The following is a 24,908-nucleotide window of genomic DNA, read 5'->3' on the forward strand; positions in this document are numbered from 1 at the left end:
ACCTCGAACCTCGTGGAGCGCAGCACACACATGGAAGTTCGCGACGCTCTCGACCAACTCGACCGCATCCACGATCAGCTCACCAAGAGTGAGGTGTACCGGGGATTTCGCGTACCCACCGTGGCGATGGTCGGCGCGCTGGGGTTACTCGCCGCGGTCGGACAACGGTGGGTCGTACCGGGCGGTGAGCCGCGAGCGTTCGTGTGGTACTGGTCGATCGTCGGCGGGATCGGCACGCTGCTCGGTTTCGGCGCCGCGATTCGTTCGTACCTGTTCCGCGAAGACGACTTCGAGCGCCGGCGCACGCGGCGCGTGATGGGTCAGTTCCTGCCGTGCGTGCTCGCAGGAGCGCTGCTAACTGTCGCCTTCGCCCGTACCGATGGATTCGTTCCGCTGCTGCCGGGAATGTGGGCGATCGTGTTCGGGCTGGGTGTGGTGTCCGTTCGCCCGCACTTGCCGCGTGCGGTCGGGCTGATCGGAATCGTTTACGTGTTAATGGGTGGCCTTCTGCTCGCGTGGCTCCCTCCGGAACCGTCGGGCTGGTGCGTCGGGGGCGTGTTCGGTATCGGGCACCTGGTCACCGCGCTCGCGCTGCAATCCACGAAGGAATACCACGATGACTGACCGCGAGAAACAACCCGAATCCGAGGACGCGGGCCGCTTCGCCTACGAGGGCCTCGACCCCGTACTGCACTCGAAGGCGCGCATCGGCATCCTGACCGCGCTCGCGACTCACCCGGACGGGCTGTCGTTCGCCGACCTCACGCGCCTGTGCAGCCTCACGGACGGTAACCTGAGCCGGCACCTGGACACGCTCGCCAAGACCGAGGACTCGAAGCCCGCACTGGTAAAGATCACGAAGACCTTCCAGAACCGGCGTCCACTCACCACCGTCGTTCTCACTAGCAGCGGCCGTAAGCGGTTCCGCGAGTACCTCGCGCACCTGGAACAAGTTCTCCACGACGCGGCCGAAGAAGCGGACGCCACGGACACCGCAAAGGGCAAGACGCGCCCGGGACTGGCGGGGGCGTAAGCTCATTGACCTTTCTGGTCGAGGATCAACGGTTCGTGCGGGCTATTGCCCGCTTAATTTTTGCCCTTTAACTTTGCATTGCAAAGAAATCTGCGAATCCAAAATGGAGGCCGGTATGAGGAGCGCGATGTTGGAGGCTCTGACTCTGACCACCGAAAGCACGGCGCCAGTCGCGTACACAAACGCGGCGCCCGTTGTTTGGACTTCGTCGGAGTGGGTCGCGTACTTCCGGCACAACACGGCCAACCGGATGCCCGTCCCGTGGGCCGAAGGCGCTGGGGCGTCTCCGGAAGAACTGGCAGAGATCATCGAGTCGCTCCGCGCGTGGCAACTCGGGGAAACGTCCGACGGTTTGCGTCTCATGAGAGCGGCTTCGCGATACGCGGTGCGAATGAACGATCCCGGCTTTGTGGATGCGATCCAACTATTCATCGCGGAAGAACAGCGCCACGGAGAGGAACTCGGCAAGTACCTCGACTTGGCCGGCGTGCCGCGAAAGGGGCGAGATTGGGGCGACACCGTGTTCCGGTGCTTTCGCCACTTACTGCACCAGATGGAAGTCTGGGCGACGACCGTGGTCATGGTCGAATCACACGCGATGCTGTACTACGCCGCCATTCGGCGCGCAACCAGTTCCGCCGTGCTACGCAAGATCTGCCACCAAATTCTGCGCGATGAAGTGCCACACCTGCGATTTCAGTGCGAGCGCCTCGCGATACTACACCGCGATCGGAATCAGGTACTTTTGGCGCTGACGATGGGCGCCCACCGCGCGCTGTTTACCGGCATTACGCTCGCGGTGTGGGTTGGACACCGGCGAGCGCTCCGCGCGGGAGGATTCACGTTCGGGCGGTTCTGGCGCTCGGCCTGGACGCAGATGGGCAAGGCATGGCGCGCGATGAACCCGCGTGCGTATCAGTGGTCCGTTACTTCGCGAGCGTTGGGCGCGCTTTCAACCCGCGCCGGATGATCCCGAGCACGTGCTCGCGCTCGGCGCCGGCGAGCGGTCGGCGGGGTTCCCGGACCCACTCGGCCCCCAAACCGGCTTCTTGGATCATGAGCTTGATGTACTGCACGAACTTCGGGTGCGTGTCGAGCTTCATCAGCGGGGCGGCCCACCGGTAGAGGCGCCGGGCCTCGTCCCACTTGCCCGCGCGCGTCAGTTCCCAGAGGCGCTGGTTCTCTTCGGGGAACGCGATCCCCGATCCCGCGATCCACCCATCAATCCCGAGGATCGAGGATTCGAGGATCAGGTCGTCCACGCCCGCGAAAACGGCCAGTCGGTCACCGAGTGCCAGCCGGATCTCCGTCACTCGGCGCGGGTCACCGGAACTTTCTTTGATCGCGGCTAGATTGGGGATGTCGGCGAACTCGGTCAGGCGCTCGGGCGTGACGTCGACGGTGTACGCGAGAGGGTTGTTGTAAAGCATCCACGACAGGTCCGTCGCCGCGGCCACCGCACGGAAGTAGCCTGCTGCTTCACCCGGATCGGCTTTGTAGACCATCGGGGGCATGACCATAAAGCCGGATGCCCCGATCCGCGCACAATCCCGCACATAGCGAACCGCAGCGCCGGTCGATGATTCCGCGACCCCCGCGACGACCGGCACGCGCCCGCCCGACACCCGGACGGCGTTCTCCACCACCTGCCGCTTCTCGTCCGGGTCGAGCGTCTGGTTCTCCCCGAGCGACCCACACACGACGAGCCCGCTCACGCCGGACGCGATGAGCGCTTCCAGGTGACGGGCCGTGGCCCCGAGATCAAGCGACTGGTCGGACCGGAACTGGGTCGTCACGGCCGGGAAAACACCGGCCCAGCGAACGCTCATGAGATTTCCGTGGACGGAGGCAATGATTATTGGCAAAGCAGTATAATTTGTGAGCGAGCGCGGGGTCTTGACCGAGCGTTGACTCGGGGCTGTATTTCGCGCACAAATTGCGGAGTTTGCTGTGACCGGTTCCAGTCTCGTCACCGGGCTGTTCGGGCGCCTGGCAGAACCGTTCACCGCCGAGGGCGTGTTCGACTGTTTGGCCGGCGTCGTGTACTTCGTGAAGAACGAGCGCGCCGAGTATGTCGTTGTGAACCGCACGCTGGCCGAACGGTGCGGCACACAGGACAAGCGCACGCTGCTCGGCAAAACCGCGGCCCAGGCGTTCCCTCCTCCGTTCGGGCGGTCGTTCTGGGAACAGGACATGCGGTTAATCGCGAGCGGGCAACCGGTCCTCAACCAACTCGAACTGCACCTGTACCCGACGGGCCTGACCGGGTGGTGTCTGACCAACAAGTTCCCGCTCCGGGGATCGGGCGACGTAATCGTGGGGCTTGTTGGCGTGTCCCACGATCTGCACCCGCCGAACGAGAGCGCGGAGGAGTACAACAGCGTGGCCGCGGCCGTTCGGCACGCGCGAGCGCACCTCGACCGGCGGCTGGTGACCGAAGATCTGGCCGTGATCGCCGGACTTTCGGCGTACCAGTTCGACCAGCGCGTGCGCCGACTGTTCCGGCTCTCGACGGGCCAACTGCTACTCAAACTCCGAATGGACTCCGCCGCCGAACAGTTGCGCGACACCGACAGCCCGGTGGTCGAAGTCGGGATGGGGTGCGGGTACGCGGACCAGAGCGCGTTCACGCGGCAGTTCCGCCGAACGACCGGCATGACGCCGGGCGAGTACCGCAGAACGTTCCGTCCTCTCGCCACCGATGAGTGAGGTGAACCCCGCCCGCAAGGGCGGCAGGTACAACCTCCACCGATCGCCCGCGCATGCACACCCACCGCCCTTGCGGGCGGGGTTCACTTGTTATCTCGTCACTCGGTTTGCAGTCGGCAGATCAAGAGCTCGCGCTCGTAGACCATCTCCGACGGGAGCCGGCTGTGCAGGTCGATGAACAGTTCCTCGTGGTTGAGCACCTCGGCCCTCCACGCGACGCGGTCACACGATTGCAACTGGTCGAACGCTTCGCGCGAGAAGGATAGCCCCCGCCACTCGATGTCCTCGTATTTGGGCATCCAGCCGATCGGCGTTTCGCGGCCCAGGGCGCGCCCGCGGACCCGATCCACGATCCACTTCAGCACCCGCATGTTGTCGCCGAACCCCGGCCACAAGAACCGGCCGGCCGAGTCCTTCCGGAACCAGTTGACGTGAAAGATCCGCGGCGTTTCCGACAGCGCCCGCTGCATCCGAATCCAGTGCCGGAAGTAGTCCCCCATGTGGTACCCGCAGAACGGGAGCATCGCCATCGGGTCGCGGCGCACCTTGCCGACCGCACCGCCGGCCGCCGCGGTCGTCTCCGAGCCGGTGGTGGCCCCGATATAAACGCCCGAGGTCCAGTTGAACGATTGGTACACGAGCGGGACCGTCGTCGCGCGCCGGCCGCCGAAGATTATCGCGCTGATCGGCACCCCCGCGGGGTCTTCCCACGCCGGGTCGATCGTCGGGCATTGTGAGGCCGGGGCGGTAAACCGGGCGTTCGGGTGCGCGGCTTTCGCGCCCGTCTCCTTCGCGAGTTCCGGCGTCCACCGATTCCCGCGCCAGTCGAGGCACTCGGCTGGCGGGTCGTCGGTCATGCCCTCCCACCACACCCCGCCCTCGGGTGTGAGCGCGACGTTCGTGAAAATGGTGTTCCGCGACAGCGCGGCCATCGCGTTCGGGTTAGTTTTCGCGGACGTGCCGGGCGCGACGCCGAAGAATCCGGCCTCGGGGTTGATTGCCCGCAGTCGGTGGTCCGCGTCCGGCTTCAGCCAGGCGATGTCGTCGCCAACGGTCCAGACCTTCCACCCCTCGAACCCGGCCGGCGGGATCAGCATCGCGAAGTTCGTCTTCCCGCACGCGGACGGGAACGCGGCCGAGACATACGTCTTCTCGCCCTGCGGGTTCTCGACCCCCAGGATGAGCATGTGTTCGGCCATCCACCCTTCGTCCCGGGCGATGTTCGAGGCAATTCGCAGCGCGAAGCACTTCTTGCCGAGCAGCGCGTTCCCGCCGTACCCGGACCCGTAGGACCAGATCTGGCGTGTTTCCGGGAAGTGGACGATGTACTTCTCCGCGTTGCACGGCCAGGGCACATCCGTCTGCCCCGGGGCGAGCGGGGCACCGAGCGTGTGCATACACGGCACCACGCGCTTCTCGCCCTTATCGATCTCCTCGAACACGGCGCGCCCGATCCGGGCCATGATTCGCGTGCTGACGACGACGTAGGGCGAATCGGTGAGCTGGACCCCGATCTGGGACATGGGCGACCCGACCGGCCCCATGCTGAACGCCAGCACGTACATCGTGCGCCCGCGCATCGCGCCGTCGAAGAGTTGCTTCAGTCGCTGCCGCATCTTGTACGGGTCTTCCCAGTTGTTGGTCGGACCGGCGGCTTCCTTCGAGAAGGAGCAGACGAAAGTGCGGTCCTCGACCCGGGCGACGTCACTGGGGTCCGAGCGCGCGTAGTAACAACCGGGCCACAGTTCCTCGTTGAGCTTGAGGAACGTCCCCTTCTCCACCATCTGCGCACAAAGGGCGTCGTACTCTTCCTTCGAGCCGTCCACCCAGTGGATGGCGGCCGGCTTGGTGAGCCGGGCCATCTTCTCGACCCATTTGAGGAGGTGGGTGTTCTCACTCAGTGCGTTCGCCGGGTCGCGGCCATCGAACATGGGATCGATCTCCTTCACGGCCTGCTCGTCGCTCGGGTCAACAAAATGGTACCCGATCGCAACCGTGGGCTTTGACGCGATTGAACGCCCCGGGTGCGTTTTGCGCACAGTTTGACTGTTACGCCCACTTTGGGCGGACGGTTCACTTACCGCTACGCGATAGGCCGATACGCTTTTTCAGTGCTTCTATTTTCAGCATACCCCCGCAGCAGTTCGACGCCAACCGAAGACCACCCGAGTGAGAACTGTACGAAAGGTGGAAGACGCACGGGGCACTATTCCTCAATATGGAAACTGACTCCTCACGCTCATCACGAACCGGACCGGAACACTATGCAGCTTGAAGGTAAATCACTCATTGGCTTTGCGACCTCAGGCGGTGGAACCCCCTTTCGCGCCGCGGACCCGAGCAACGACGAGTCTCTGGAGCCGGCGTTTCATAATGCCACGTCAGACGATGTGGCTCGCGCGGCACAGCTCGCGCAAGCCGCGTTCGCCAGTTACGGGCACGCGAGCGGGAAGCAAAAGGGCGCGTTCCTGCGCCGCATCGCCGAGGGGCTCCTGGCCGCTCAGGACGCCATCGTGGAACGCGCGGGGCGCGAAACCGCCCTTCCCCAAGCCCGTCTCACCGGCGAAATGGCCCGCACCGTCGGGCAACTGAGGTTGTTCGCCACGCTCGTTGAAGAAGGCTCGTGGGTCGATGCGCGTATCGATCACGGTGACCCGACCCGCGCCCCCATCCCGAAGCCGGACGTGCGCTCGATGCAGCGCCCGCTCGGTCCGGTGGTGGTGTTCGGCGCGAGCAACTTCCCGCTGGCGTTCTCCGTCGCGGGCGGCGACACCGCTGCGGCCCTCGCCGCGGGGTGCCCGGTCATTGTTAAAGCTCACCCTGCGCACCCCGGAACCAGCGAACTAGTAGGTCGCGTGATTCAGCACGCGGTGCGCGAAAGCAACTTGCACGAAGGCGTGTTCTCCTTGCTCTTTGACGCCGGGTACGAGATCGGCCTCGCACTCGTGCGCCACCCGGTCGTGAAAGCGGTCGGGTTCACAGGATCGCGAACCGGTGGTCGCGCACTGATGGAAGCCGCTGCCGCGCGTGCTGTACCCATTCCGGTCTTTGCCGAAATGAGCAGCGTTAACCCGGTGGTGATCCTGCCCGGCGCACTGACGAAAGATGTCAAGCCGCTGGCAACCGGCTTGCACGGCGCAGTGACGCTCGGCGTCGGGCAGTTCTGTACGAATCCGGGGTTGGTGTTCGTTCCGCAAAGCGCGGACGGCGACCGCTTCGTTGACGAACTAGCCACCCTCATCGGGGGTACCGCACCCGGTACGATGCTCACCGCGGGGATTCGGACGTCCTTCGCCGCGGGTGTGGAACAGCTTTCCACCCATGCAGAACAGCGCACCCGCGTCGCGATGGCTCCGAATCGCGCGGGCGCGGCCCTGTTCGTCACGGACGCGATCGCATTGCGTGCGAAGCCCGAACTCGCACACGAGGTCTTCGGCCCGTCCACGGTCGTCGTTCGGTACCGCGACGGCGCCGACCTGCGCGAGACGCTGGGCGGTCTTGAGGGGCAGTTGACCGCAACGGTCCACGCGACACCGGACGAGCTAGCTGCGAACGGGGATCTCGTAGCGCTCCTCGGGGAAAAGGCCGGGCGCCTGCTGTTCGGCGGGTTCCCGACCGGCGTCGAGGTGTGTCACGCGATGGTCCACGGGGGACCGTACCCGGCCACCAGCGACGGGCGCTCCACATCGGTCGGTACGCGGGCGATCTCCCGGTTCGCGCGCCCGCTCTGCTGGCAAAATTTCCCCGACGCCGCGCTGCCCGATGAACTCAGAGAAGCCAATCCGCTCGGTATCTCGCGCTTGGTGGACGGGAAACTCGGCTAAGTGACACGGCCCCGTTGTTGGTAATGCCCCGCCCTTGTGGGCGGGCATCTCACCCCTGGACTACTACGAGGTCCACCCGCTCGTTAGCACTCGCGGTTCGCCCGGAATCACGCAACGGCACGACTAAATGTCCCTGACGGGAGCTGCCAGTAACAATTGCTGACATCTTGGGAACTGCAACCGTGATTCGGAGCGAAATTTCGCTTCAAGCTATTACCATCTCGATATTTCCGACTAATTGCCGCATCTAACTGTCAGTTGCAATTCGCTAATAAATGCTAACATTGCCGCGATTTCCCACCGTATCCGGTTAACGTGTGGACCGATTCTTCACCGAACCACGCGCCAATCCACGCGACACTTGAGTGGCAGCACCAAATCTGTCCAATTGTATACATTCACAAAGTGCAGCTCCAAACGTTTTTGGAGCGCCATGAAAGATTTGCGGAAGATTGGTCCCGTGTCCGCTTCCTTGTAGCGAGCCGCGACCGCAAGGGAGCGGGAGGGGGCCGGGCTTACAACGAGCCGCGACCACAAGGGGGCGAGAGGCGCATCCCGTTTATCGTTGCAGTTCCACACGCCGGAAGCCCCGCTCCCTTGCGGTCGCGGCTCGTTCGGCCGCTACGTGGAGAATAGCACGACATATTATCTCATAATAATATCAATTTGACAAACAATCATAACTCAATCACTTGCCCGAACTCGGTCCTCGGTCCGGGGATGACAACAGGCTGCGCACGCGGGCCAGAAGTGTCGTAAGAGCTACCGGGTCCGCGGGCTTGGTGAGGTGCAAGTCGATGCCCGCGTCCGCCGACCGGCGCCGGTCGTCATCGGCTCCAAGCCCTGTAACAGCAACAACTACCGGTTGCTTCCCGTTCAGTTGCGAGCGGAGCCGGCGAGCCACCTCCCAACCGTCCATCCCGGGAAGGCCAATGTCCAGAAGCACAACGTCCGGCGGGTTCGCCAGAGCCGCGAGGAGCGCATCCGAGCCGCACGACGCGACCCGAACGGCGTGCCCGCTGATGGTCAGCAAATCAGCGACCGATTCGGCCACGTCCAGCAAATCTTCGACCACGAGCACGGAAAGTGGGGGGCGCGGTGACTCATTCATCGTTCTTCGTCCTAAGCGGCCCCGTTGAGAGGTCGGGAGAGGCGTTCACTGCAGTAATACCCACTCAGGCTATCGAACCTTAACGGTCGCGTCCCGTTCCCACCCGATTGCGAGGCCGATGACAAGAAGGCTCAAAAACGACGCGAATCCAGGAAATCTGGGACTTCGCCGAGGTTCCCAGGCATTCTGAGCCGAGAATTATCTCGAAATCGATCGCACATCTGACTGATTTTGCTGAAAACGACGTGATTTCGGCTGCACATTCCAGTAGCGAGCCTCGGAAGTTGGTGCCGCGGGTATCGTAGGTTACCGCGGTGGGTCGGTATCTGCCGCGCGCGCGCGGACGGCGTTCATGGCCTCTCGGCCGCGCTGCTCACCCAGCACCCGAGCGATCTGCGTGTGTAGTCGCTCCAAGTCCGGGCCGGTTGGCACAGTACCCCACAAGCAAATGCCCCCATCGGACCGCTGTGAATCTCGACTCCGGCGAACGCCGGATCGGACCCCAGGACCGGGGCGACAGCTCTCCACTCTTCTTCAACACGCGAGCTGTAGTTCCCTCCTTCGGAGACCATCAGTCCGCCCACCAAACCGGTGCCAAAACAACACCCGAATCCGAAAACGATGGCGGATGCGAGCACGAGCGGGCGCAAAGGTACGTCAATTCGCGCGTCGCGCGACTCGCGGCGCGCCCTTCGAGCGACGCGCCAGTGAACCCAGAACACGGCCGAAGAGACCATAAGCCCGAGACCGGATAACCAGATGTCCCGCGTCCCGTACCGGCTCTCCAGTTGTAACTCCGCACGCCAACTTCGCTCGCGCACTGCCGTTAAAGTCGCCTCCGGCGGCCGCGGTTTCTGGCCCCAGCGCCAAGTGTCTTCCCAATACCGTTCGTTCGTCTGGTGGCGATTGTAGACCCAACGGTTGATCGTGTACTCGGGGGCTTCGCGCGCGATGATTCCGTGGCCGAGAAAGTACAGCGCGGCGGTGAAGCACACGAGCATCCCGAAGCACGCCACTAGCGCATACGATTCCAACAGCGACCGCCGTCCCATTGAAGTTCCCCGGGTCGAACCATTCGCTCGCTCACTTGTGAGGCGAGTTGACATCTCAGTTCCAACAGGTGCAGTAATTGATTCAGATAGTACGGTGCTGTTGCGTGGAGGCGGAGCGACCTCCGAAGACAATGGCGGTTGGGTCGGCCGATTGGTAGTGGTGTCGTAGCGTGTGCGCAAGCAGATAATCGGGTACGGTTCAAGCCACCAACCGGTGCAATGTCCCCTGGCAACGAACTATCTAAACGCTCGATTCCGTTACCGCACCCGATGTCGGCGATTACCTTGACGTTACGGTGCCGAGTGGTAATACTCAACCATCTATGGCCCATTCCGGGACGGAGTGAACAATCATGCCCCACGTAGTCACCGCAAATTGTAACGATTGCAAGTATACCGACTGCTGCGTCGTCTGCCCGGTGGAGTGTTTCTACCAAGACGACAAGATGCTCTACATCGACCCGGAAGACTGCATCGACTGCGAGGCGTGCGTCCCGGAGTGCCCGGTCGAAGCGATCTACTCGGAACCGAACACCCCGTCCCAGTGGACGAGCTACATCCAACTGAACGTCGAGCGCAGCGCCGCACTGAAGGCGGCCGGCGGCGACGCCCACATCACCGAAAAGAGTCCGGCCAAAGAAGGCCCGGATTGCAAGAAGAAATAACCGGTCGAAAGTCGTAAAGTCGAAAGTCGTAAAGTCTGAAAACCGGATACGGGTTCGGCTCGAATCTTAAGCCGCTCTCCTCCGGTCTTTCGACATTACGACTTTAGGCCTTTTGACTTGAGACTCCTTCTATGACTGGCCTCGTACTCATCCAGCTCGGCACTCCGGACCGCCCCACTTACGGCGGCCTCTTTCCCTACCTCCGCCAGTTCCTTTCAGACCCGCGGGTGATCGAAGTCCCGCGTGCGATCTGGCTACCGCTGCTCTACCTCCGCATCCTGCCGTTTCGCTCCGGGGCGTCGGCCGAGAAGTACCGCCGCATTTGGGACGCAAAGACCGGCTCGCCCCTTCTGCATTACACCTTGCGCCAGACGGAGTTACTGCAAGCACACTTCCCCAACAACCCGGTCCGGTTCGGGATGATCGTCGGGAACCCGCCGCTCCAAAACACGATCAAAGAAATGGTCGATAGCGGTGTGGACAAGCTCATCGCGCTACCCATGTTCCCGCAATACTCCGCCACGTCCTTCGCCAGCGCGACCGATTCGCTCTTCAAGGCTCTCACGAAGGTGCGCCGGGTACCCGCGGTGCGCGTGGTGCCGCCGTACTATGACCGCCCCGGGTACCTCGACGCCCTCGAAGCGGTCGTTCGCGACGACCTCGCGAAACTCCCCTGGGAGCCGGAACACTTCGTCATCAGCTTCCACGGCATCCCGCAGAAGTACGCACAAAGGGGCGACCCTTACGCCACGCACGTCGTGCGCACCACGCAAGCCCTCGTCAAGCGGATGGGCTGGGCGCGGAACCGCTGGACGCAGACGTACCAGTCGCGGTTCGGGCGCAGTGAGTGGCTGAAACCGTACACAGACGACGTGCTCACAGACCTTGCCAAGAAGGGCGTGAAGCGCGTGTACGTTGCGCTCCCCGGCTTCACCGCGGACTGCCTGGAAACGCTCGACGAGATCGGGAACGAGAGCCGCGAAATCTTCGAGCACGCGGGCGGTGAACACCTCAAAAGCGGCACCTGCCTCAACGATCACCCGAAGTGGATCGAGGGCATGGCCCGCATCCTCCGCGACGAGGGACACGGCTGGCTGTAGCTCCCCCAGGTGAACCCCGCCCACAAGGGCGGTGGGTCACGGTCGCAAGTTGTACCACCCGCCCTTGCGGGCGGGGTTCGCCTGGGCGTGGCCCGTACTCGACTCCGAAGTGACTACGCGCGCCAGTTGATGGCCCGCGTATCATTCCAATAGCAACTCTCCGCACTTCGAGGCTCCACATGGATGCGTTCATCCTTTCCGCGGTCCGCACGCCGATCGGCAAGTTCCTCGGCGGGTTGGCCGAGCTTCCCGCGCCGAAGCTCGGGGCCATCGCCATCGCGGAAGCCCTCAAGCGTGCGCACGTGAAGCCGGAAGCGGTCGAAGACGTGATTATGGGCAACGTCGTCCAGGCCGGCGTGGGTCAAGCTCCCGCACGTCAGGCCGCGATCTTTGCCGGCCTGCCAGACACGATTCCTGCCCACACCACGAACATGGTGTGTGGGTCCGGGCTGAAAACGGTGATGCTCGCGACCCAGAGCATTCGCGCAGGGGACGCGAACCTCGTCGTCGCGGGCGGGATGGAGAGCATGAGCCGCGCGCCGTTCCTGCTCCAAGGCGTCCGGCAGGGCTACAAGTACGGCAATCAGACAACTACCGACGCGCTCGTGAACGACGGGCTGTGGTGCGCGTTCGAGAACTGGCCGATGGGCGATGCCGCGGAGCACATTGCGACCAAGTGCGATGTCTCCCGCGCCGACCAGGACCGATTCGCCGCGCAGAGCCACCAGCGCGCGGCCGCGGCATGGGCGAGCGGCGCGTTCGCGGACGAAGTCGTACCCGTTCAGTTCCAGTCCGCGAACCCAAAGAAGCCGGTTCCGCCCGTGGAGAAGGACGAAGGAATTCGCCCCGACACGACGGCCGAAGGGCTAGCGAAACTGAAGCCCGCGTTTCGGCCCGACGGCACGGTCACTGCGGGCAACTCGTCGCAGCTCTCCGACGGCGCCGCGGCGGTCGTGGTCGCGTCGTCGCGGTTCGTGGAGACGAGCGGCGCGAAACCGCTCGCGCGGATTGTGAGCTACACCATGAGCGGTGTCGCACCGAAGGACATCTTCATCGCACCTGTAACTGCGGTACAAGCCGCATGCGCGAAGGCGAAACTCGCCGTGTCCGATATCGACTTGTGGGAACTCAACGAGGCGTTCGCGTCGCAAATGCTCGCGTGCGGTAAGGGACTGAAACTCGACGAATCGAAAGTGAACGTCCACGGCGGCGCGGTCGCGCTGGGGCACCCGATCGGTGCGAGCGGCGCGCGGGTGCTGGTCACGCTGGTTCACGCGCTCAAGCGACACAACAAGCGCTACGGCTGTGCGTCACTGTGCCTCGGCGGGGGTAACGCGGTCGCGGTGATCGTGGAGCGCGTGTAGCGGTTCATGCAAGAAGAGCTTTTGACAGGATTAACAGGATAGACAGGATAAAGACAAGAAGAGAGTTTGTTCTTAATCCTGTCAAAAACTCTTCGCTACCGAGAGGTTCATGGATGGACGAAGTACGGAAGGGCGCGTCGCGCCGGTCGGACATCTCGCCCGAGCTACTCGCGCAACTGAACGCGGGGACAGCGCCGAGCGCGACGCTCAGCGAGGGGTTGGCCATCGACTTCGCGACGCTGCTGGTCGCGGCGGTCCCGGACATCCCCACCGACTCGGTTGATGTCGTTCGCGAAATGGCCGGCGAGGGAATCACGCGGCGCATGGACGCGGTCGGTGAGTTGCTGCTGCGCCACCTCACGCTCGACGGTTTGCCGACGATCGCGGAGCACACGTCGGACACGGTTCGCGGGTGGGCGTGCTACGTCATCGGTCGCGCGCCGAAGCTCAAACTCAATGCGAAGCTCACACTGATCCGCCCGCTGGCCGACGACCGACACTTCGGTGTGCGCGAGTGGGCGTGGATGGCGATCCGACCGCACCTCGCGAAGAACGTCGGCCACGCGGTGAAGGCGCTGGAGCCGTGGGTACGCGATCCGTCGCCGAACGTCCGCCGGTTCGCGAGCGAAGCCACCCGACCGCGTGGCGTCTGGTGCGCACACATTGAAGCACTGAAGCAGAACCCCGAGTTGGCCCTTCCGCTCCTGGAGCCACTCCAGGCGGACCCGGCGAAGTACGTTCAGGATTCCGTCGGCAACTGGCTCAACGACGCGGCCAAAAGCCAGCCGGCGTGGGTCAAAGCACTCTGCGCACGCTGGCAGCAGGAATCCATCACCGACGCAACCGCGCGCATCTGTCAGCGGGCACTACGGAACGTGAGCGGAGGGAAATAGCGTGGCAATCTCGAAGAAGTATTCGCGTCGCATCGTGGTCGATGGCGTCGCGTACCGGTGGAAGATTGCCCCAGAGCCCTGCTACGACCAAGGCTCTTGTGGGGAACTTGTGGTGTTCGTTTGGCGTGATGGTCGACTGAATGGTGTTCTCTATTTGCGTGGTGGCGCTCGCCCAGACAACTGCCACCAAGCGCCTGGAGATATCGCGACTCCGCGACGTGTAGCGGCCGGAATTCGCGCTGCACTCCGAGCGGGCTGGCAGCCAACGATGCCAGGCCCGGACAGCATCTTCCGCCTCGGTCTCCCACCGGCAGACGAATCATGACTGCACCCGTCGTCCTGATGCTCGAAGACGATGCGGAGCGGCTCGACCGCTTCCACGCGACCGCATCACGCCTCGGAGTCGAGTTGATCTGGTGGCCCGACGCGCACCTCATGGTTGCGGAGATGGGGCAGTTCTTACCAACGGCTGCGATCATCTCACTCGACCACGACCTCGAACCTTCCAGTCCGCGTGATCCCGGTGACGGATTGGACGTGGCGAAGCACCTTGCAGCGCTCCAGCCCACTTGCCCAATCATCATCCACACCAGTAACGGTGCTCGCGGTGAAATGATGGCGGGCGAACTCGAACTCGCGGGCTGGGAGCACCACCGCGTTCCGCCGTTCGGCGACGACTGGATCGAATCCGACTGGTTTCGGCTCGTCAGGCGGCTGTTGCGCCCCAAGCGGTGATGCGTTCTTCGCCCCTGACAAAGCGTCAGCCCTCCTCCCTTGAGCCGCCGCAATCCTGGCAGGAATGCTCATTTCACCGCGACGCAACCTCAACGTAACTCGCAATCATTTCAGCACTTCCACTCGCAACCAAAGCCGGGCACGGTTATTGCATGTACCGCGGCACACAATTGGAGTTCGCGCTTCAAAGTCACAGGAGCCGCAATGGGCCTGAAACCAATCGGCGACCGCATCGTTGTTCGCCGCGAAGCCGCTGAAGAGAAGACGGCCGGCGGGATTCTGCTGCCCGACAGCGCCAAGAATAAGCCCCAGCGCGGCACCGTCGTGGCCGTCGGACCGGGCCGGCTCAAGCCGGACGGCACCCGCGCCGCGATGCAGCTCAAGGCCGGGGACAAGGTGCTCTTCACCTCGTGGGCCGGCGACGAGTTCAAGGACCGCGCCGCCGACGGCGAAATCCTCCTGATGCACGAAGGCGACGTGCTGTGCGTCCTCGGGTAGCGTCCCGCCGAACCGCGACCGAACCATAACCTAACACGAAACACTAAACACTCCCGACAGAGGTTTAAGCATGTCAGCCAAGCAGATCGCGTTCGACCAGGAAGCCCGCGACGCCATGAAGCGCGGCATCGGCAAGTTGGCCCGCGCGGTCAAAGTCACGCTGGGGCCGAAGGGCCGCAACGTCATCATCCAGAAGTCGTTCGGCAGCCCGACCGTCACCAAGGACGGCGTGACCGTGGCGAAGGAGATCCAGCTCCCGGACCACTACGAGAACATGGGCGCCGCGATGGTCAAGGAGGTCGCGTCGAAGACCTCCGACGTGGCCGGTGACGGCACCACCACCGCGACCGTGCTTGCGGAAGCGATCTTCAACGAGGGGCTGAAGGCCGTCGTCGCGGGCACCAACCCGATGCTCATGAAACGCGGGATGGAAAAGGCCGTCGAGGACATCGTCGCCAAGCTCAAGGAAATGAGCATCCCGGTCGGCGGGAAAAAGGGCCTGGAGAACGTCGCCACCGTCGCCGCCAACGGCGACGCGGACATCGGCAAGAAGTTGGCCGAGGCGATGGACAAGGTCGGTAAGGACGGCGTCATCACCGTCGAAGAGGCCAAGACCATCGAGACGAACTACGAGTTCGTCGAGGGGATGCAGTTCGACCGCGGCTACCTGTCGCCGTACTTCATCAACAACTCCGAAACGATGGAGTGCGAACTCGAAGACGCCTACGTCCTCGTCTACGAGAAGAAGATCAGCGCCGCCCGCGACATGCTCCCGATCCTGGAGAAGGTCGTCCAACAGAGCAAGCCGCTCCTCATCATCGCCGAAGAAGTCGACGGCGAAGCGCTCGCCACGCTCGTGGTGAACGTCATCAAGTCGAACTACGCCTTCAAGGTGTGCGCGGTGAAGGCCCCGGGCTACGGCGACCGCCGCAAGGCCATCCTCCAGGACATCGCGGTGCTCACCGGCGGCACGGCGATTTTTGAAGACCTGGGCATGAAGCTCGAAACCGTCACGCTCGAAGACCTGGGCTCCGCCAAGAAGATCAAGGTGGACAAGGACAACACCACCGTCATCGAGGGCGGCGGCAAGAAGGCGGCGATCAAGGAGCGCATCGCCACCATCCAGAAGGAACTGGAAAAGAGCACCAGCGACTACGACAAGGAAAAGCTCCAGGAGCGCGTCGCGAAGCTGTCCGGCGGGGTCGCGAAGATTAACGTCGGCGGGGCGACCGAGAGCGAAGTGAAGGAAAAGAAGATGCGGGTCGAGGACGCGATGCACGCGACCAAGGCCGCGCACCAGGAAGGCATCCTGCCCGGCGGCGGCACCGCGCTGCTCCGCTCCAGCACCGGGCTGGCCGCCCCCGAGGGGCTCAGCGACGACGAGAAGGTCGGGTACAAGATCATCGTCCGCGCGTGCCGCGCGCCGGTGAAGCAGATCGCGGAAAACGCCGGCGAAGACGGCAACGTGATCGCGAAGGAAGTGCTCGCGAAGAACGACAAGAACTACGGGTACGACGCCCGCGCCGGCGAGTACGACGACATGGTGAAGCGCGGGATCATCGACCCGACGAAGGTCGTCCGCAGCGCCCTCCAGAACGCGGCCAGCGTCGCCACGCTGCTCCTCACCTCCGACGCGATGATCGCCGAAGAGCAGAAGAAGGACAGCAAGAAGGACGCCGCCCCCGGCGCATACGACGACATGTACTAACCAACCCGCGGTCGCGAGACCGTAAGGTTCGGTAACAACGATCGGCCCGGGTACTCAATTGTGAGTACCCGGGCCGATCGCATTTCGGAGTTTGACGAGCCGCGACCGCGAGGGAGCGGGCAGCGACACCCAGCGCGTGAGAAGCAGAAGGAAGAGCCGCGGATAACGCAGATAACGCGGATTAAACAATGAGAGCGATTTACAGTCCCTCAAGGACGAGCTTGGTTTGACGAGGTACGACCGCGCGGGAGCGAGAGTTCTTGTGATTTTGCGACTCTAGAACGACGGCGGCAGTTCATACGAAAGACCGGGCCACTCCTTTTCGAGCATTGCGACAGGAGGCCATCCATAAGGGTGCAAATGTTGCCCGCCCTCGACGCTCACCCCAACGACGCGATCGTCCTGAAACACGGGCGCGATTTCCGGATGTGTTTTCAGCTTCACACGGGTTATCGGTTGGGCCGCGAGAACCGCACGCCAATGTGCGAGCCAATCGCCAAACGTGCAGGTAACGCCATCAACGAAGCCGCGGTGCATAACTCCAGCGAGGCCGGTACAGGAGACGTTGATCTCGCCCCAATCGAGCACCACTTGGGTGATTGCGGCCGGAATGGTCGGCAGCAGCCACACCGTCGCGGTTTGGTACAGAGCACGCTCGCGCTCGCGGAGCGCCTTGATTCGAGTCTTGAGTTGTTCCAGGCCGCTGTGATACGCGCGCAGTTCAGCGCACCGCTGGCAGTCGCCGCGCCACTCGAACAGGCGCCGGTGCCGCCCTGAGTTCCGCCGGCACTCGGGATCGTGCCAACTGAACAACCGAACCGGGCGTTCCAATACCGCGCGCTCGCATTGCACCCGGATGAACTCAGCGCGCTCGTGGCGGCCGCCTTCATCGAGCCAATCAGCGTAGGCCAAGCGATGAACGTCCTCGACAGGTTCTGCCGCAATCGCGGCGAGCAGAGCGGTTTCTTCGATCGTCACGCCACGTCCTCAACTCGTTCGGGAACGAGTCGCACGAACCGCTTCAGTCGGGTGCGGGATACCTATTCCACCTCAAGGCTCCCCTTCGGTCCACTGAAGCCCTTCGTGTTTCGTCGCGCTCCAGCGCTCCGCACCGTTACGGTGTTTGTAACCCTAATTGTTTCCGATTCAGGACGGACTTGTTTCAACGGAAAGGATTGATGATTGGGATTTGTACGCTCGATCGCGCAACACTGCCAACAGTCTCTCGGTCTCTGGTGACACCACTGATCGCACGCCTCATTCGGCCGGAATTGCTAGCTCGTCCACTACCTTCTCGACACCGACCGTGTTCTCGGCCACGCCGACCGCCAATCGTTTGATCCGCGCATCGGGTACCACGCCGCGGAGCGTCACCACGTTCCCCTCGGCTGTCACCTTGAACTCGACGCCCACGAACCGCTTGTCCGCGGCGAGCCGCGTGCGCACCGCGTCGTCGGCGTGCGTCGGCAGCCCCTTGCGTAGCGCTTCGATCGGCGCGGCGATGTTCACGTCTGGCGGAAGTGCCGCTTGTATCTTTCGGGCAGTGAGGCGCGACACGGCCGCGAGTTTATCGCCGTCGGACGCCTGGAACCGGCTCCCAACGAGCACCAGGAACAGCGCAACCAAAATAAGAACGGCCAAAAATTGACGCATCGGAGCGACCCGAACGGAACGCGGGCGAATGCTCCAGTATGACCGATACTCGGCGTCAGCGCAATTGGAGAGAAAGCAAACAACAGCCTCCCGCCACCGAAGTGGGAGAGTCGCTCGGTCCGTGAGGTGTAAAGGATCAGGCCACGCGCACGGCCGCGGACTGGAGCGGCCAAAGAACCCGGCGCTCGATGTCGTCGGAATCGGCCTCGCAGCGCGTTTCCAGAAGGACCGTTGCGCGGTGCAGCAATTTGTGCCGCACGAGCACGCCCTTCACAATTCGCAGGGCCACGTCGTGATCGGTCACGGACTCCAGGTAGACGCTCATGCGCCCGCCGTCGGTTTCGCCGCGCCCGGACTCGCCCGCATTTTCTGCCACAAGTGCCGCGTTGAAGTCACGCTCCAACTGCGTGCGCAAGTCGAACTCTTCGTCCGTCCCGAACGCGCCGGTAACGGGCAACTGCACGACTATCTCGAACGTCATTGCGAGTCCCTCCATGACGGCGTGATGAGTGGGCTGTTTGGTGAAGATATCCGGGGGGAGCCGTGAAGGAAAGATACTTGAACGCGGAAGCCCGCGCTTCGCGCCGTACCCGAACGCGAAAACGAAAAGACCGGCGCCACCCGTGGCGCCGGTCCTCACCAGAACGAACAGTGTTACTGTCCGCCCGCAATTTTGCCATCGATTTCGATCTGAACGGCCTGAACGATCTCCTTGGTCTTATCGTTTTGAACCAGGGCAATCACCTTCAGCGCCTTCATATCCATCGGGCGGTCCGCCTTCGGGAACGGCCGGGTCTTGGCGTACTCGTCGAGGTACTTCGTCAGTTCCTTGCGCACGTCGCCCAGGTCGGCCGTAACGGTCTGCTTGAACGCCTTGTCCTTGATCGCAACGCCGTCCACACCGCCCGGCATCGCGCGTACCACCTGGTGGTGGAACCGGAGTCGGTTCCCGCCGACGTACTTGATGTTCTCTTCGACGAGCAGCAGCCGGAGTTTCATGTCGTCGCCGGCGCCCTCGGTCACCTCGACCGAGATGTCGATCTTGTCGCCCGCGCGCGTGGCCCGGCCGCCGACCTTCGTCTCGACGGTTTTCTCCAGGAGCGGGTCGATGATGCCGCGGTATTGGGTGAACTTGCTCTCGGCGTTGGGCATGCCACCACCGCCCGCTGCCGCCGCCTTACCGTTGAAGAACGTGTTGGGAGTGCTGTTCACGTTGTAGAATTTCGCGCGGGCCACGGTGTCCGCGTTGGTCAGCGGGTCCGGTCCCGGAATGTGCAGGTGGTACTGGATCAGCAGGAGGTCGGTCGGCTTGTACGACTTCTGGAGCGCGTCGAACGCGACGTCCGCGGCCACGCACGGCGGGCACTGCGCGCCGGTGAACAGTTCCATCACGGCGACCTGGTTCGCGCTCTTGTCCTGGCGCCCGGCGAACGCGGTCGGCTTGAACGGCGGGACCGTCTTCGCGTATTCCGCGTCGAGCACGAGTTCCAGTTTGGCGAGTTCGGCGGCCACGGTCTTCGCGGCGTCCGTCTTGCCGTTCTTCGTCAGCGCGAGTTGGTAGGCGGACAGAATCGTAGACCGCACCGCGGCCGAATCGTCCTGCGTCAGCACCTTCGCGGACGGCTCGATCGCGGCCAGCGCGACCGGTTCCAGCCCCTCTTGGGCGGCGAGCGTTTCGGCGACCCGCGCGAGCGTGACGCCCGTGTACAGCGGGCCGTAGGGGGCGCCCTGCTTCTGCACGATCTGGATGAGTTTTTTGGCTTCGTCGGCCGTCGTCTTCGTGCGCGCGGACATCGCGAGCAGGTTCACCGCGGCGTCGGACGCGGCCAGGGTGTCGGCGTGCTTCTCGACCACTTCCTTGTACAAGCCGGGGAGCTTTTCTTCGAGATCCTTGCGCGCTTCAGTAAACTCCTTCTGCAGTTCCTTCCGCTTCTCCTGATCCTTTTCTTGGATCATCTTGCCTTGCGCCGTCGCCACGCGACTGTTGAGCTGCTGGAGTTTCGTCATCGGTTCGGGCAGCGGCGTGCGAACGAAGAGCTCGCCTTCGAGCTTGTCCTTATCGGTCGCGGTCAGCTTGGCCCGGGTACGGAACGTGTCGGTGCCCGTACTCCCCAGGATCACCTTCCCGTCCGCCCCGCGAACCCCGACGAACGCATGTTCGGTCGGAACTTGTCGCCCCCCAACGGTGCGCACCAGTTTGACGTTCAGCGCCACAGTCTTGTCCGTCACGCGGACGTCGCCCACGGTCGTTTCCGTGTTCTGCGGGGCGGCCAGAATGACGACCGACGGCTTCCCGGCGTTCGTCTCGATCTTCAGGATGCACACCGTTGATTCGCCACCGGCGGTCACGGTTGAGAGTTGCCAGTTGCCGGCAATGCCGCCCTCGGCGGCGATTGCACTCGGGGTGCGGTCCGTCGCCAGGAGCGCTGCAACAGCGACCCCGGCGAGCGCGAACAATACGCGACGCAGCATGAGTAAGAACCTCGCGAGTACCGCTGGCGTTGAGAGGGGAATGTTCACCGGCGGAATGACAATTAGGGTAGTGTTTGCTTCGCGTGGTTCCAGTGTGAAGTTATTTTGCGGCACAGAACACTTAACAGAGTCGGCTCACACGGTGCCGGTGATCTGCTTCAGCGCGTCAACGAGGTGGTCGATGTCGGCTTCGGTGTTGAACGCACCGGGGCTGACTCGCACGAGGCCGTCGGGTGCGGTACCGAGAGCCTTGTGTATGTACGGGGCGCAGTGCAGCCCGGGTCGAACGGCAATGTTGAACGACTGATCGAGCAGTCCCGCGAGTTCCGGCGCGGCGAGCACCTCGCACCGGAAGCTGAGTGCGCTCACCCTTCGCGCGGGGTCCGCGTGCCCGAAAAGCTCGAAGCCGGGCAATTCGACCAGCGCAGCACGGAGCCGCTCGCAGAGCGCCTGTTCGTGCCGGTGGATCGCCTCGACGCCCTTCTCTTCCACGAAATCCAGCCCCGCGATCAGTCCGACGACGCCGAGCACGTTCGGCGTGCCGCCTTCGAGGTGGTGCGGAAAGTCGGTCGGCTGCGTGGGCGTGAGCGAGTCTCCGCCGGTCCCGCCCTCGCGCCACGGACGCAGCGTGGCACGCGGACCGACGAACAGAGCGCCGGACCCGGTCGGCCCGAGCAGCGACTTGTGCCCCGGGAACGCGAGCAGGTCGATGTTCGCGGCCTGGATGTCGAGCGGAAACGCGCCCGCGGTTTGAGCTGCGTCCACGAGGAACAGCAGATCGTGTTCGCGTGCGATGCGCCCCACGTCCGCGATCGGTTGCACGGTGCCGAGCACGTTGCTCGCGTGCGTCATCGCGATGAGCCGGGTCTTCGGCCCGATCGCGGCGCGGATCGCTTCCGGGTCGATGCTCCCGCCCGCGTCGGCCGGCACGCGAGTGAGCGTGATGCGCCCCGCCTGGGCGAGCGCGACGAGCGGGCGCGACACGCTGTTGTGTTCGAGGTCGGTGGTGATGACGTGGTCGCCGTCGTTCAGCACGCCCTTGAACGCCATGTTAAGCGCGTCGGTGCAGTTGAGCGTGAACGCCCAGCGGTCCGCGTCGCGCCCGTTGAAGAAGCGGTTGAGCCGGTGCCGGGCGTCGGACAGCGCGTGCTCGGACTCCAGCGCCATCTTGTGCCCGGAGCGCCCGGGGTTGGCGAGCGAGGTCCGCGCGAAGCGGTCCATCGCGACGTACACGCTCTCCGGCTTCGGGAAACTGGTCGCGGCGTTATCGAGGTAGATCATGAGATTAGAATCAGGCGGTGCGGGCGGCGTGAGTGACATCAACGTGTCGGCGCGCCAAATCAACTGTGTAGTGGACCACGAGCGGTGGCACGCGCACGCGCCACAACCCTTCGGACAGATATTCACCGAGACCCAAAGGGTCGAGCGCCAAGAGTTGATCGACTAGCGCGGACGCGCGAGTAACGGCCGCTTGGTCCGATGCACCCGTCCAGACGTCGGCCAGTCCGTCGTCGGCCTCGGGTTGCCAATCGACCGTGAAATTCATGACGCCCCTTTCGGCCCATACGTGCCCGGGTCCGCTTGCTCGAGGCGATCCAGGAACGCCTTCGCATATTCGGCGTCGAACCGGCCGATGCGATCTTGTTCAGTTTGTAGGGCTTGCAGCCGCGCCTGGATCTGTACCCCGGAATACCGCGGGCCGGGCGTCGCGGCCCGGCGCTTGAGTTCCGCAATGAACTCGGGCGTCAGTACGGGATCGAGGCGGCCGACAACTCGACCCGCGGAGTCTTTTACTTCAACGGGCGCAACCGCCCCGGCCAGTTGTTTTGCCTGTTCTTCGGTCAGCACGATTTCTGGCATGATTCACCTCCTGCCCCATCGTACCACGAGCGGCGGACGTCCGGCTACCCGGCTCAGTGCCCGACGTACTTCGCGTAAAGGGTACGAGCCTTGTCCGTTTCGCTCGTGCCCTTGATGATCGCGCGCCCGTCCTCGAACACGGTGAACTCGTAGGGGTCGCCGTTCTCGGTGAGCTGGAACTTCAGCAGGAACTTGTTGTAGCTCACCTCGCCGGACTGCTTCAGCACGCTCGCGAGGTACGCGAAGTCGAGCTTGCCCTTCACGCGGTGGCTCACCTGGACCGCGTTGCGCCCACACAGGGAGGTCGTTTGTGTGCCGTGGGCGCCGTCGAGCCACTCGAAGTTGCGCTTCGCGCAACACGGGCACTGCCCCTTACGCCCGGCCAACGGCGCTACCTTCACGCGCTTGTTCGTGTTCTCCCACACGTCGAGAATGAGCAACTCGCGGTTCACCGCGGCCTTGTTCCCAGACAGTAATTTGATCGCTTCCGTGGACTGGTAACTCGCGACGATGTTCACCGCGGGCGCCAATACGCCGGCGGTTTCGCAGGTGCCGGTTTCACCGGGCGCGGGAGCCGCTTCAAACACACAGCGCAAGCACGGCGTTTCGCCCGGGATGATGGTCATGCTCATCCCCTGGCTGCCGACCGCGCCACCGTACACCCACGGCTTGTTGTGCTTGATGGCGACGTCGTTGATGAGGTACCGGATCTCGAAGTTGTCGCTCCCATCAAGGATGAGATCGGCACCCTCGCAGAACTCCTCGATGTTGGTGCGGTTGATGTCCGCGACGATCGGCTCCACCGTGACCGACGAGTTGATCTGCCGGAGCTTGGTGGCCGCGGCTTCTGCTTTGGGCAGGTTGTTCGTCACGTCGGACTCGTCGAATAGCACCTGGCGCTGGAGGTTCGACGGCTCGACGAAGTCGCGGTCGATGACGCGGACGAACCCGACGCCCGCGCGGACCAGTACGTTCGCGAGCACGGTGCCGAGTGCCCCGCACCCGCACAGCGTGACGCGCGACGCGAGTAGCTTCTCCTGCCCGACCTTGCCGAGACCGGGGAATCGCATTTGTCGGGAGTAGCGTTCGAGCGGGTTGGTGTCGGTCATGGGTACGTTAAGTAGTAAGGGGGAGCGGTTCGCGCTCCCCCTTCGGTGTGGAGTCGGCGCAGCGCCTACTGACCTATTCCGTTTTCTTTGAGGAACTCTTGCAGGAAGCGCACGTGCTGTTTGGGCCACTTCTCGGTCTTCGCGAACCCGACAAGGGTGGCCATGTCCTCGCGGGCGCGGCGCAGGTCGTTGCCGTCGAGCCGCTGGAGGTACGACACGATGTAGTTCATCGCCTCTTCCGCGACCGCCGCGTTCAGCACCGCGGCCTCGGAGCCTTCGAGGAACACGTAAGCGTGGATCGCGGCGAGTAACAACGGGTGAACGCCGAGTTCCTCCGGGATCTCCGGGAACACCGCGGCCCCTTCGGGGGTCTCTTCGGGCTTCGCGTCCGGTGCTTCGTCGGCCATCGTTCAACACCCAAGCTGGTTGACGAAGTGAACAACCTCGTCTTCGCCAATCAACACATCGGGTTCGTATCTCAGATCGTCGTTGCCGTCGTCCCGCCAGAGTCCGAACCAGCGTATTTCGTGTGGTTTCGCCGCCTCTGGATGTTTCAAGCGGAGCTGTGGGAACCGGGCCAGCAGCTCCGCCGCGATCGTCGGCCCCGTATTCGCCTCGACGCGAATTGTCACCCAATGGGTGCCGGTCACCGCACGGTCGAGGAACATTTCGGAGACGCTGACCACGGGCATCGCTCACCCGCCGGCGACGGCCGGGATCAGCGCGAGAACGACGCCGTCCGTGACCGCGGTGTCCATCTCGTCGAGGTAGCGGATGTCCTCGTCGTTGAGGAACACGTTGATGTAGGGGCGCAGTTTGCCGTTATCGAACAACTTCGCCCCGAGCCCGGGGTACTGGCGGAGCAGGTCTTCGAGCGCGGCCTTGACCGTCGCCCCGGTGACTTCCACTTCCGCCTTCCCGCCCGACTGTTCCCGCATCGGCGTCGGGATCTGGATCTTGATCGCCATATCTCCTCGTCGGTAATCAAACTCGTGCGTTACGGCCGGCGCGCGTGAAGCTCGGTACGCGAGCGCGTCGCTGGCCGTGAATCTTTTCATCTTACTTCGCGAAGGCGGGACCGGGAACGGCGAGCAGGTCAACTCCCGCTCGCCGGACACCTAT

Annotated in this window: 27 protein-coding genes; 12 read left to right on the top strand and 15 right to left on the bottom strand. The window is 63.7% G+C overall.

Features of this window, described 5'->3' with window-relative positions; all coding sequences use genetic code 11:
• Positions 1–30: 30 nt before the first annotated feature.
• From VT84_RS28870 to VT84_RS28880, 3 genes are all read left to right on the top strand, one after another.
• Positions 31–624: a hypothetical protein gene (locus tag VT84_RS28870; protein ID WP_157469930.1), complete on the top strand. Its 594-nt coding sequence runs from the start codon at positions 31–33 to the stop codon at positions 622–624.
• Complete coding sequence (locus VT84_RS28875; protein WP_082841934.1) at positions 617–1,033, top strand: transcriptional regulator; 417 nt, start codon at positions 617–619, stop codon at positions 1,031–1,033. The genes VT84_RS28870 and VT84_RS28875 overlap by 8 nt, the downstream gene beginning before the upstream one ends.
• 115 nt (positions 1,034–1,148) lie before the next feature.
• Positions 1,149–2,003: a ferritin-like domain-containing protein gene (locus VT84_RS28880; protein WP_239465493.1), complete on the top strand. Its 855-nt coding sequence runs from the start codon at positions 1,149–1,151 to the stop codon at positions 2,001–2,003.
• Here the strand turns inward: VT84_RS28880 and VT84_RS28885 are convergent.
• Entirely contained in the window at positions 1,960–2,862 is a 903-nt protein-coding gene (locus VT84_RS28885) for a dihydrodipicolinate synthase family protein (protein ID WP_082841935.1), read from the bottom strand. The two genes, VT84_RS28880 and VT84_RS28885, sit on opposite strands and share 44 nt — an antisense overlap.
• Positions 2,863–2,983: 121 nt before the next feature.
• Between VT84_RS28885 and VT84_RS28890 the strand changes: the two genes are divergently transcribed.
• Positions 2,984–3,742, top strand: a complete 759-nt coding sequence (locus VT84_RS28890; RefSeq protein ID WP_052556379.1) for a helix-turn-helix domain-containing protein — start codon at positions 2,984–2,986, stop codon at positions 3,740–3,742.
• 98 nt (positions 3,743–3,840) lie between these two features.
• On the opposite strand, the gene VT84_RS28895 is transcribed toward VT84_RS28890, so the two are convergent.
• Entirely contained in the window at positions 3,841–5,673 is a 1,833-nt protein-coding gene (locus VT84_RS28895) for a phosphoenolpyruvate carboxykinase (GTP) (protein ID WP_082843440.1), read from the bottom strand.
• Between the two features lie 333 nt (positions 5,674–6,006).
• Between VT84_RS28895 and VT84_RS28900 the strand changes: the two genes are divergently transcribed.
• A complete protein-coding gene (locus VT84_RS28900; protein ID WP_082841936.1) occupies positions 6,007–7,566 on the top strand; it encodes an aldehyde dehydrogenase (NADP(+)) in 1,560 nt (519 codons plus the stop codon).
• Positions 7,567–8,254: 688 nt separating this feature from the next.
• Here VT84_RS28900 and VT84_RS28905 read toward each other — a convergent pair.
• Together VT84_RS28905 and VT84_RS28910 are read right to left on the bottom strand one after the other, a co-directional pair.
• Complete coding sequence (locus tag VT84_RS28905; RefSeq protein WP_082841937.1) at positions 8,255–8,677, bottom strand: response regulator; 423 nt, start codon at positions 8,675–8,677, stop codon at positions 8,255–8,257.
• A 350-nt stretch (positions 8,678–9,027) separates the two neighbouring features.
• Complete coding sequence (locus VT84_RS28910) at positions 9,028–9,729, bottom strand: hypothetical protein (RefSeq protein ID WP_082841938.1); 702 nt, start codon at positions 9,727–9,729, stop codon at positions 9,028–9,030.
• 353 nt (positions 9,730–10,082) lie between these two features.
• Between VT84_RS28910 and VT84_RS28915 the strand changes: the two genes are divergently transcribed.
• The 7 genes from VT84_RS28915 to groL all read left to right on the top strand — a co-directional run bounded on the left by VT84_RS28915 (position 10,083) and on the right by groL (position 16,692).
• Entirely contained in the window at positions 10,083–10,394 is a 312-nt protein-coding gene (locus VT84_RS28915; RefSeq protein WP_052556388.1) for a ferredoxin family protein, read from the top strand.
• Between the two features lie 131 nt (positions 10,395–10,525).
• Positions 10,526–11,494 carry a ferrochelatase gene (gene hemH, locus VT84_RS28920; RefSeq protein WP_082841939.1) on the top strand — a complete coding sequence of 323 codons (969 nt, stop codon included), beginning with the start codon at positions 10,526–10,528 and terminating at the stop codon, positions 11,492–11,494.
• Between the two features lie 179 nt (positions 11,495–11,673).
• Positions 11,674–12,858, top strand: a complete 1,185-nt coding sequence (locus tag VT84_RS28925) for a thiolase family protein (RefSeq protein WP_052556391.1) — start codon at positions 11,674–11,676, stop codon at positions 12,856–12,858.
• A 113-nt stretch (positions 12,859–12,971) separates the two neighbouring features.
• Positions 12,972–13,751, top strand: a complete 780-nt coding sequence (locus VT84_RS28930) for a DNA alkylation repair protein (RefSeq protein ID WP_052556394.1) — start codon at positions 12,972–12,974, stop codon at positions 13,749–13,751.
• A gap of 321 nt (positions 13,752–14,072) precedes the next feature.
• Positions 14,073–14,486, top strand: coding sequence for a response regulator (locus VT84_RS28935; protein WP_157469932.1), 414 nt, complete (start codon positions 14,073–14,075; stop codon positions 14,484–14,486).
• 204 nt (positions 14,487–14,690) lie between these two features.
• Positions 14,691–14,984 (top strand): co-chaperone GroES, encoded by a 294-nt coding sequence (gene groES, locus VT84_RS28940; RefSeq protein ID WP_082841941.1) that lies wholly within the window; start codon positions 14,691–14,693, stop codon positions 14,982–14,984.
• A 70-nt stretch (positions 14,985–15,054) separates the two neighbouring features.
• Positions 15,055–16,692, top strand: coding sequence for a chaperonin GroEL (gene groL / locus VT84_RS28945; RefSeq protein WP_082841942.1), 1,638 nt, complete (start codon positions 15,055–15,057; stop codon positions 16,690–16,692).
• A 276-nt stretch (positions 16,693–16,968) separates the two neighbouring features.
• On the opposite strand, the gene VT84_RS28950 is transcribed toward groL, so the two are convergent.
• From VT84_RS28950 to VT84_RS29000, 11 genes are all read right to left on the bottom strand, one after another.
• Entirely contained in the window at positions 16,969–17,670 is a 702-nt protein-coding gene (locus VT84_RS28950) for a TIGR02996 domain-containing protein (RefSeq protein ID WP_052556405.1), read from the bottom strand.
• 279 nt (positions 17,671–17,949) lie between these two features.
• Positions 17,950–18,345: a BON domain-containing protein gene (locus tag VT84_RS28955; protein WP_052556407.1), complete on the bottom strand. Its 396-nt coding sequence runs from the start codon at positions 18,343–18,345 to the stop codon at positions 17,950–17,952.
• 136 nt (positions 18,346–18,481) lie between these two features.
• Positions 18,482–18,826, bottom strand: a complete 345-nt coding sequence (locus tag VT84_RS28960; RefSeq protein ID WP_082841943.1) for a hypothetical protein — start codon at positions 18,824–18,826, stop codon at positions 18,482–18,484.
• A 173-nt stretch (positions 18,827–18,999) separates the two neighbouring features.
• Positions 19,000–20,817 carry a hypothetical protein gene (locus VT84_RS28965; protein WP_082841944.1) on the bottom strand — a complete coding sequence of 606 codons (1,818 nt, stop codon included), beginning with the start codon at positions 20,815–20,817 and terminating at the stop codon, positions 19,000–19,002.
• Between the two features lie 135 nt (positions 20,818–20,952).
• The gene (locus tag VT84_RS28970; RefSeq protein WP_082841945.1) at positions 20,953–22,098 is read right to left on the bottom strand and encodes a cysteine desulfurase; all 1,146 of its coding nucleotides are present in this window, start codon (positions 22,096–22,098) and stop codon (positions 20,953–20,955) included.
• 10 nt (positions 22,099–22,108) lie between these two features.
• Positions 22,109–22,363, bottom strand: a complete 255-nt coding sequence (locus VT84_RS28975; protein ID WP_052556414.1) for a hypothetical protein — start codon at positions 22,361–22,363, stop codon at positions 22,109–22,111.
• Complete coding sequence (locus tag VT84_RS28980; RefSeq protein ID WP_052556416.1) at positions 22,360–22,677, bottom strand: hypothetical protein; 318 nt, start codon at positions 22,675–22,677, stop codon at positions 22,360–22,362. The genes VT84_RS28975 and VT84_RS28980 overlap by 4 nt, the downstream gene beginning before the upstream one ends.
• Before the next feature lie 53 nt (positions 22,678–22,730).
• A complete protein-coding gene (locus VT84_RS28985) occupies positions 22,731–23,786 on the bottom strand; it encodes a ThiF family adenylyltransferase (protein ID WP_052556418.1) in 1,056 nt (351 codons plus the stop codon).
• A 65-nt stretch (positions 23,787–23,851) separates the two neighbouring features.
• Complete coding sequence (locus VT84_RS28990; RefSeq protein WP_052556421.1) at positions 23,852–24,193, bottom strand: hypothetical protein; 342 nt, start codon at positions 24,191–24,193, stop codon at positions 23,852–23,854.
• A 3-nt stretch (positions 24,194–24,196) separates the two neighbouring features.
• The gene (locus tag VT84_RS28995; protein WP_082841946.1) at positions 24,197–24,478 is read right to left on the bottom strand and encodes a hypothetical protein; all 282 of its coding nucleotides are present in this window, start codon (positions 24,476–24,478) and stop codon (positions 24,197–24,199) included.
• 3 nt (positions 24,479–24,481) lie between these two features.
• Complete coding sequence (locus VT84_RS29000; RefSeq protein WP_082841947.1) at positions 24,482–24,754, bottom strand: ubiquitin-like small modifier protein 1; 273 nt, start codon at positions 24,752–24,754, stop codon at positions 24,482–24,484.
• Between the last annotated feature and the right edge of the window lie 154 nt (positions 24,755–24,908).

It is taken from the genome of Gemmata sp. SH-PL17 (genome assembly GCF_001610855.1).
In the GTDB taxonomy this organism is placed as follows: domain Bacteria; phylum Planctomycetota; class Planctomycetia; order Gemmatales; family Gemmataceae; genus Gemmata; species Gemmata massiliana.

Excerpts from the sequence above, each read along its gene's own strand:
- VT84_RS28875 (WP_082841934.1), top strand. The coding sequence starts at position 617 with ATGACTGACCGCGAGAAACAACCCGAATCCGAGGACGCGGGCCGCTTC.
- VT84_RS28925 (WP_052556391.1), top strand. The coding sequence starts at position 11,674 with ATGGATGCGTTCATCCTTTCCGCGGTCCGCACGCCGATCGGCAAGTTC.
- VT84_RS28915 (WP_052556388.1), top strand. The coding sequence starts at position 10,083 with ATGCCCCACGTAGTCACCGCAAATTGTAACGATTGCAAGTATACCGAC.
- VT84_RS28885 (WP_082841935.1), bottom strand. The coding sequence starts at position 2,862 with ATGAGCGTTCGCTGGGCCGGTGTTTTCCCGGCCGTGACGACCCAGTTC.
- VT84_RS28870 (WP_157469930.1), top strand. The coding sequence starts at position 31 with ATGGAAGTTCGCGACGCTCTCGACCAACTCGACCGCATCCACGATCAG.
- VT84_RS28935 (WP_157469932.1), top strand. The coding sequence starts at position 14,073 with ATGACTGCACCCGTCGTCCTGATGCTCGAAGACGATGCGGAGCGGCTC.
- hemH (WP_082841939.1), top strand. The coding sequence starts at position 10,526 with ATGACTGGCCTCGTACTCATCCAGCTCGGCACTCCGGACCGCCCCACT.
- VT84_RS28960 (WP_082841943.1), bottom strand. The coding sequence starts at position 18,826 with ATGACGTTCGAGATAGTCGTGCAGTTGCCCGTTACCGGCGCGTTCGGG.
- VT84_RS28895 (WP_082843440.1), bottom strand. The coding sequence starts at position 5,673 with ATGTTCGATGGCCGCGACCCGGCGAACGCACTGAGTGAGAACACCCAC.
- VT84_RS28955 (WP_052556407.1), bottom strand. The coding sequence starts at position 18,345 with ATGCGTCAATTTTTGGCCGTTCTTATTTTGGTTGCGCTGTTCCTGGTG.
- VT84_RS28975 (WP_052556414.1), bottom strand. The coding sequence starts at position 22,363 with ATGAATTTCACGGTCGATTGGCAACCCGAGGCCGACGACGGACTGGCC.
- groES (WP_082841941.1), top strand. The coding sequence starts at position 14,691 with ATGGGCCTGAAACCAATCGGCGACCGCATCGTTGTTCGCCGCGAAGCC.
- VT84_RS28965 (WP_082841944.1), bottom strand. The coding sequence starts at position 20,817 with ATGCTGCGTCGCGTATTGTTCGCGCTCGCCGGGGTCGCTGTTGCAGCG.
- VT84_RS28930 (WP_052556394.1), top strand. The coding sequence starts at position 12,972 with ATGGACGAAGTACGGAAGGGCGCGTCGCGCCGGTCGGACATCTCGCCC.
- VT84_RS28990 (WP_052556421.1), bottom strand. The coding sequence starts at position 24,193 with ATGGCCGACGAAGCACCGGACGCGAAGCCCGAAGAGACCCCCGAAGGG.
- VT84_RS28905 (WP_082841937.1), bottom strand. The coding sequence starts at position 8,677 with ATGAATGAGTCACCGCGCCCCCCACTTTCCGTGCTCGTGGTCGAAGAT.
- VT84_RS28995 (WP_082841946.1), bottom strand. The coding sequence starts at position 24,478 with ATGCCCGTGGTCAGCGTCTCCGAAATGTTCCTCGACCGTGCGGTGACC.
- VT84_RS28985 (WP_052556418.1), bottom strand. The coding sequence starts at position 23,786 with ATGACCGACACCAACCCGCTCGAACGCTACTCCCGACAAATGCGATTC.
- groL (WP_082841942.1), top strand. The coding sequence starts at position 15,055 with ATGTCAGCCAAGCAGATCGCGTTCGACCAGGAAGCCCGCGACGCCATG.
- VT84_RS28980 (WP_052556416.1), bottom strand. The coding sequence starts at position 22,677 with ATGCCAGAAATCGTGCTGACCGAAGAACAGGCAAAACAACTGGCCGGG.
- VT84_RS28880 (WP_239465493.1), top strand. The coding sequence starts at position 1,149 with ATGAGGAGCGCGATGTTGGAGGCTCTGACTCTGACCACCGAAAGCACG.
- VT84_RS28900 (WP_082841936.1), top strand. The coding sequence starts at position 6,007 with ATGCAGCTTGAAGGTAAATCACTCATTGGCTTTGCGACCTCAGGCGGT.
- VT84_RS28970 (WP_082841945.1), bottom strand. The coding sequence starts at position 22,098 with ATGATCTACCTCGATAACGCCGCGACCAGTTTCCCGAAGCCGGAGAGC.
- VT84_RS28910 (WP_082841938.1), bottom strand. The coding sequence starts at position 9,729 with ATGGGACGGCGGTCGCTGTTGGAATCGTATGCGCTAGTGGCGTGCTTC.
- VT84_RS29000 (WP_082841947.1), bottom strand. The coding sequence starts at position 24,754 with ATGGCGATCAAGATCCAGATCCCGACGCCGATGCGGGAACAGTCGGGC.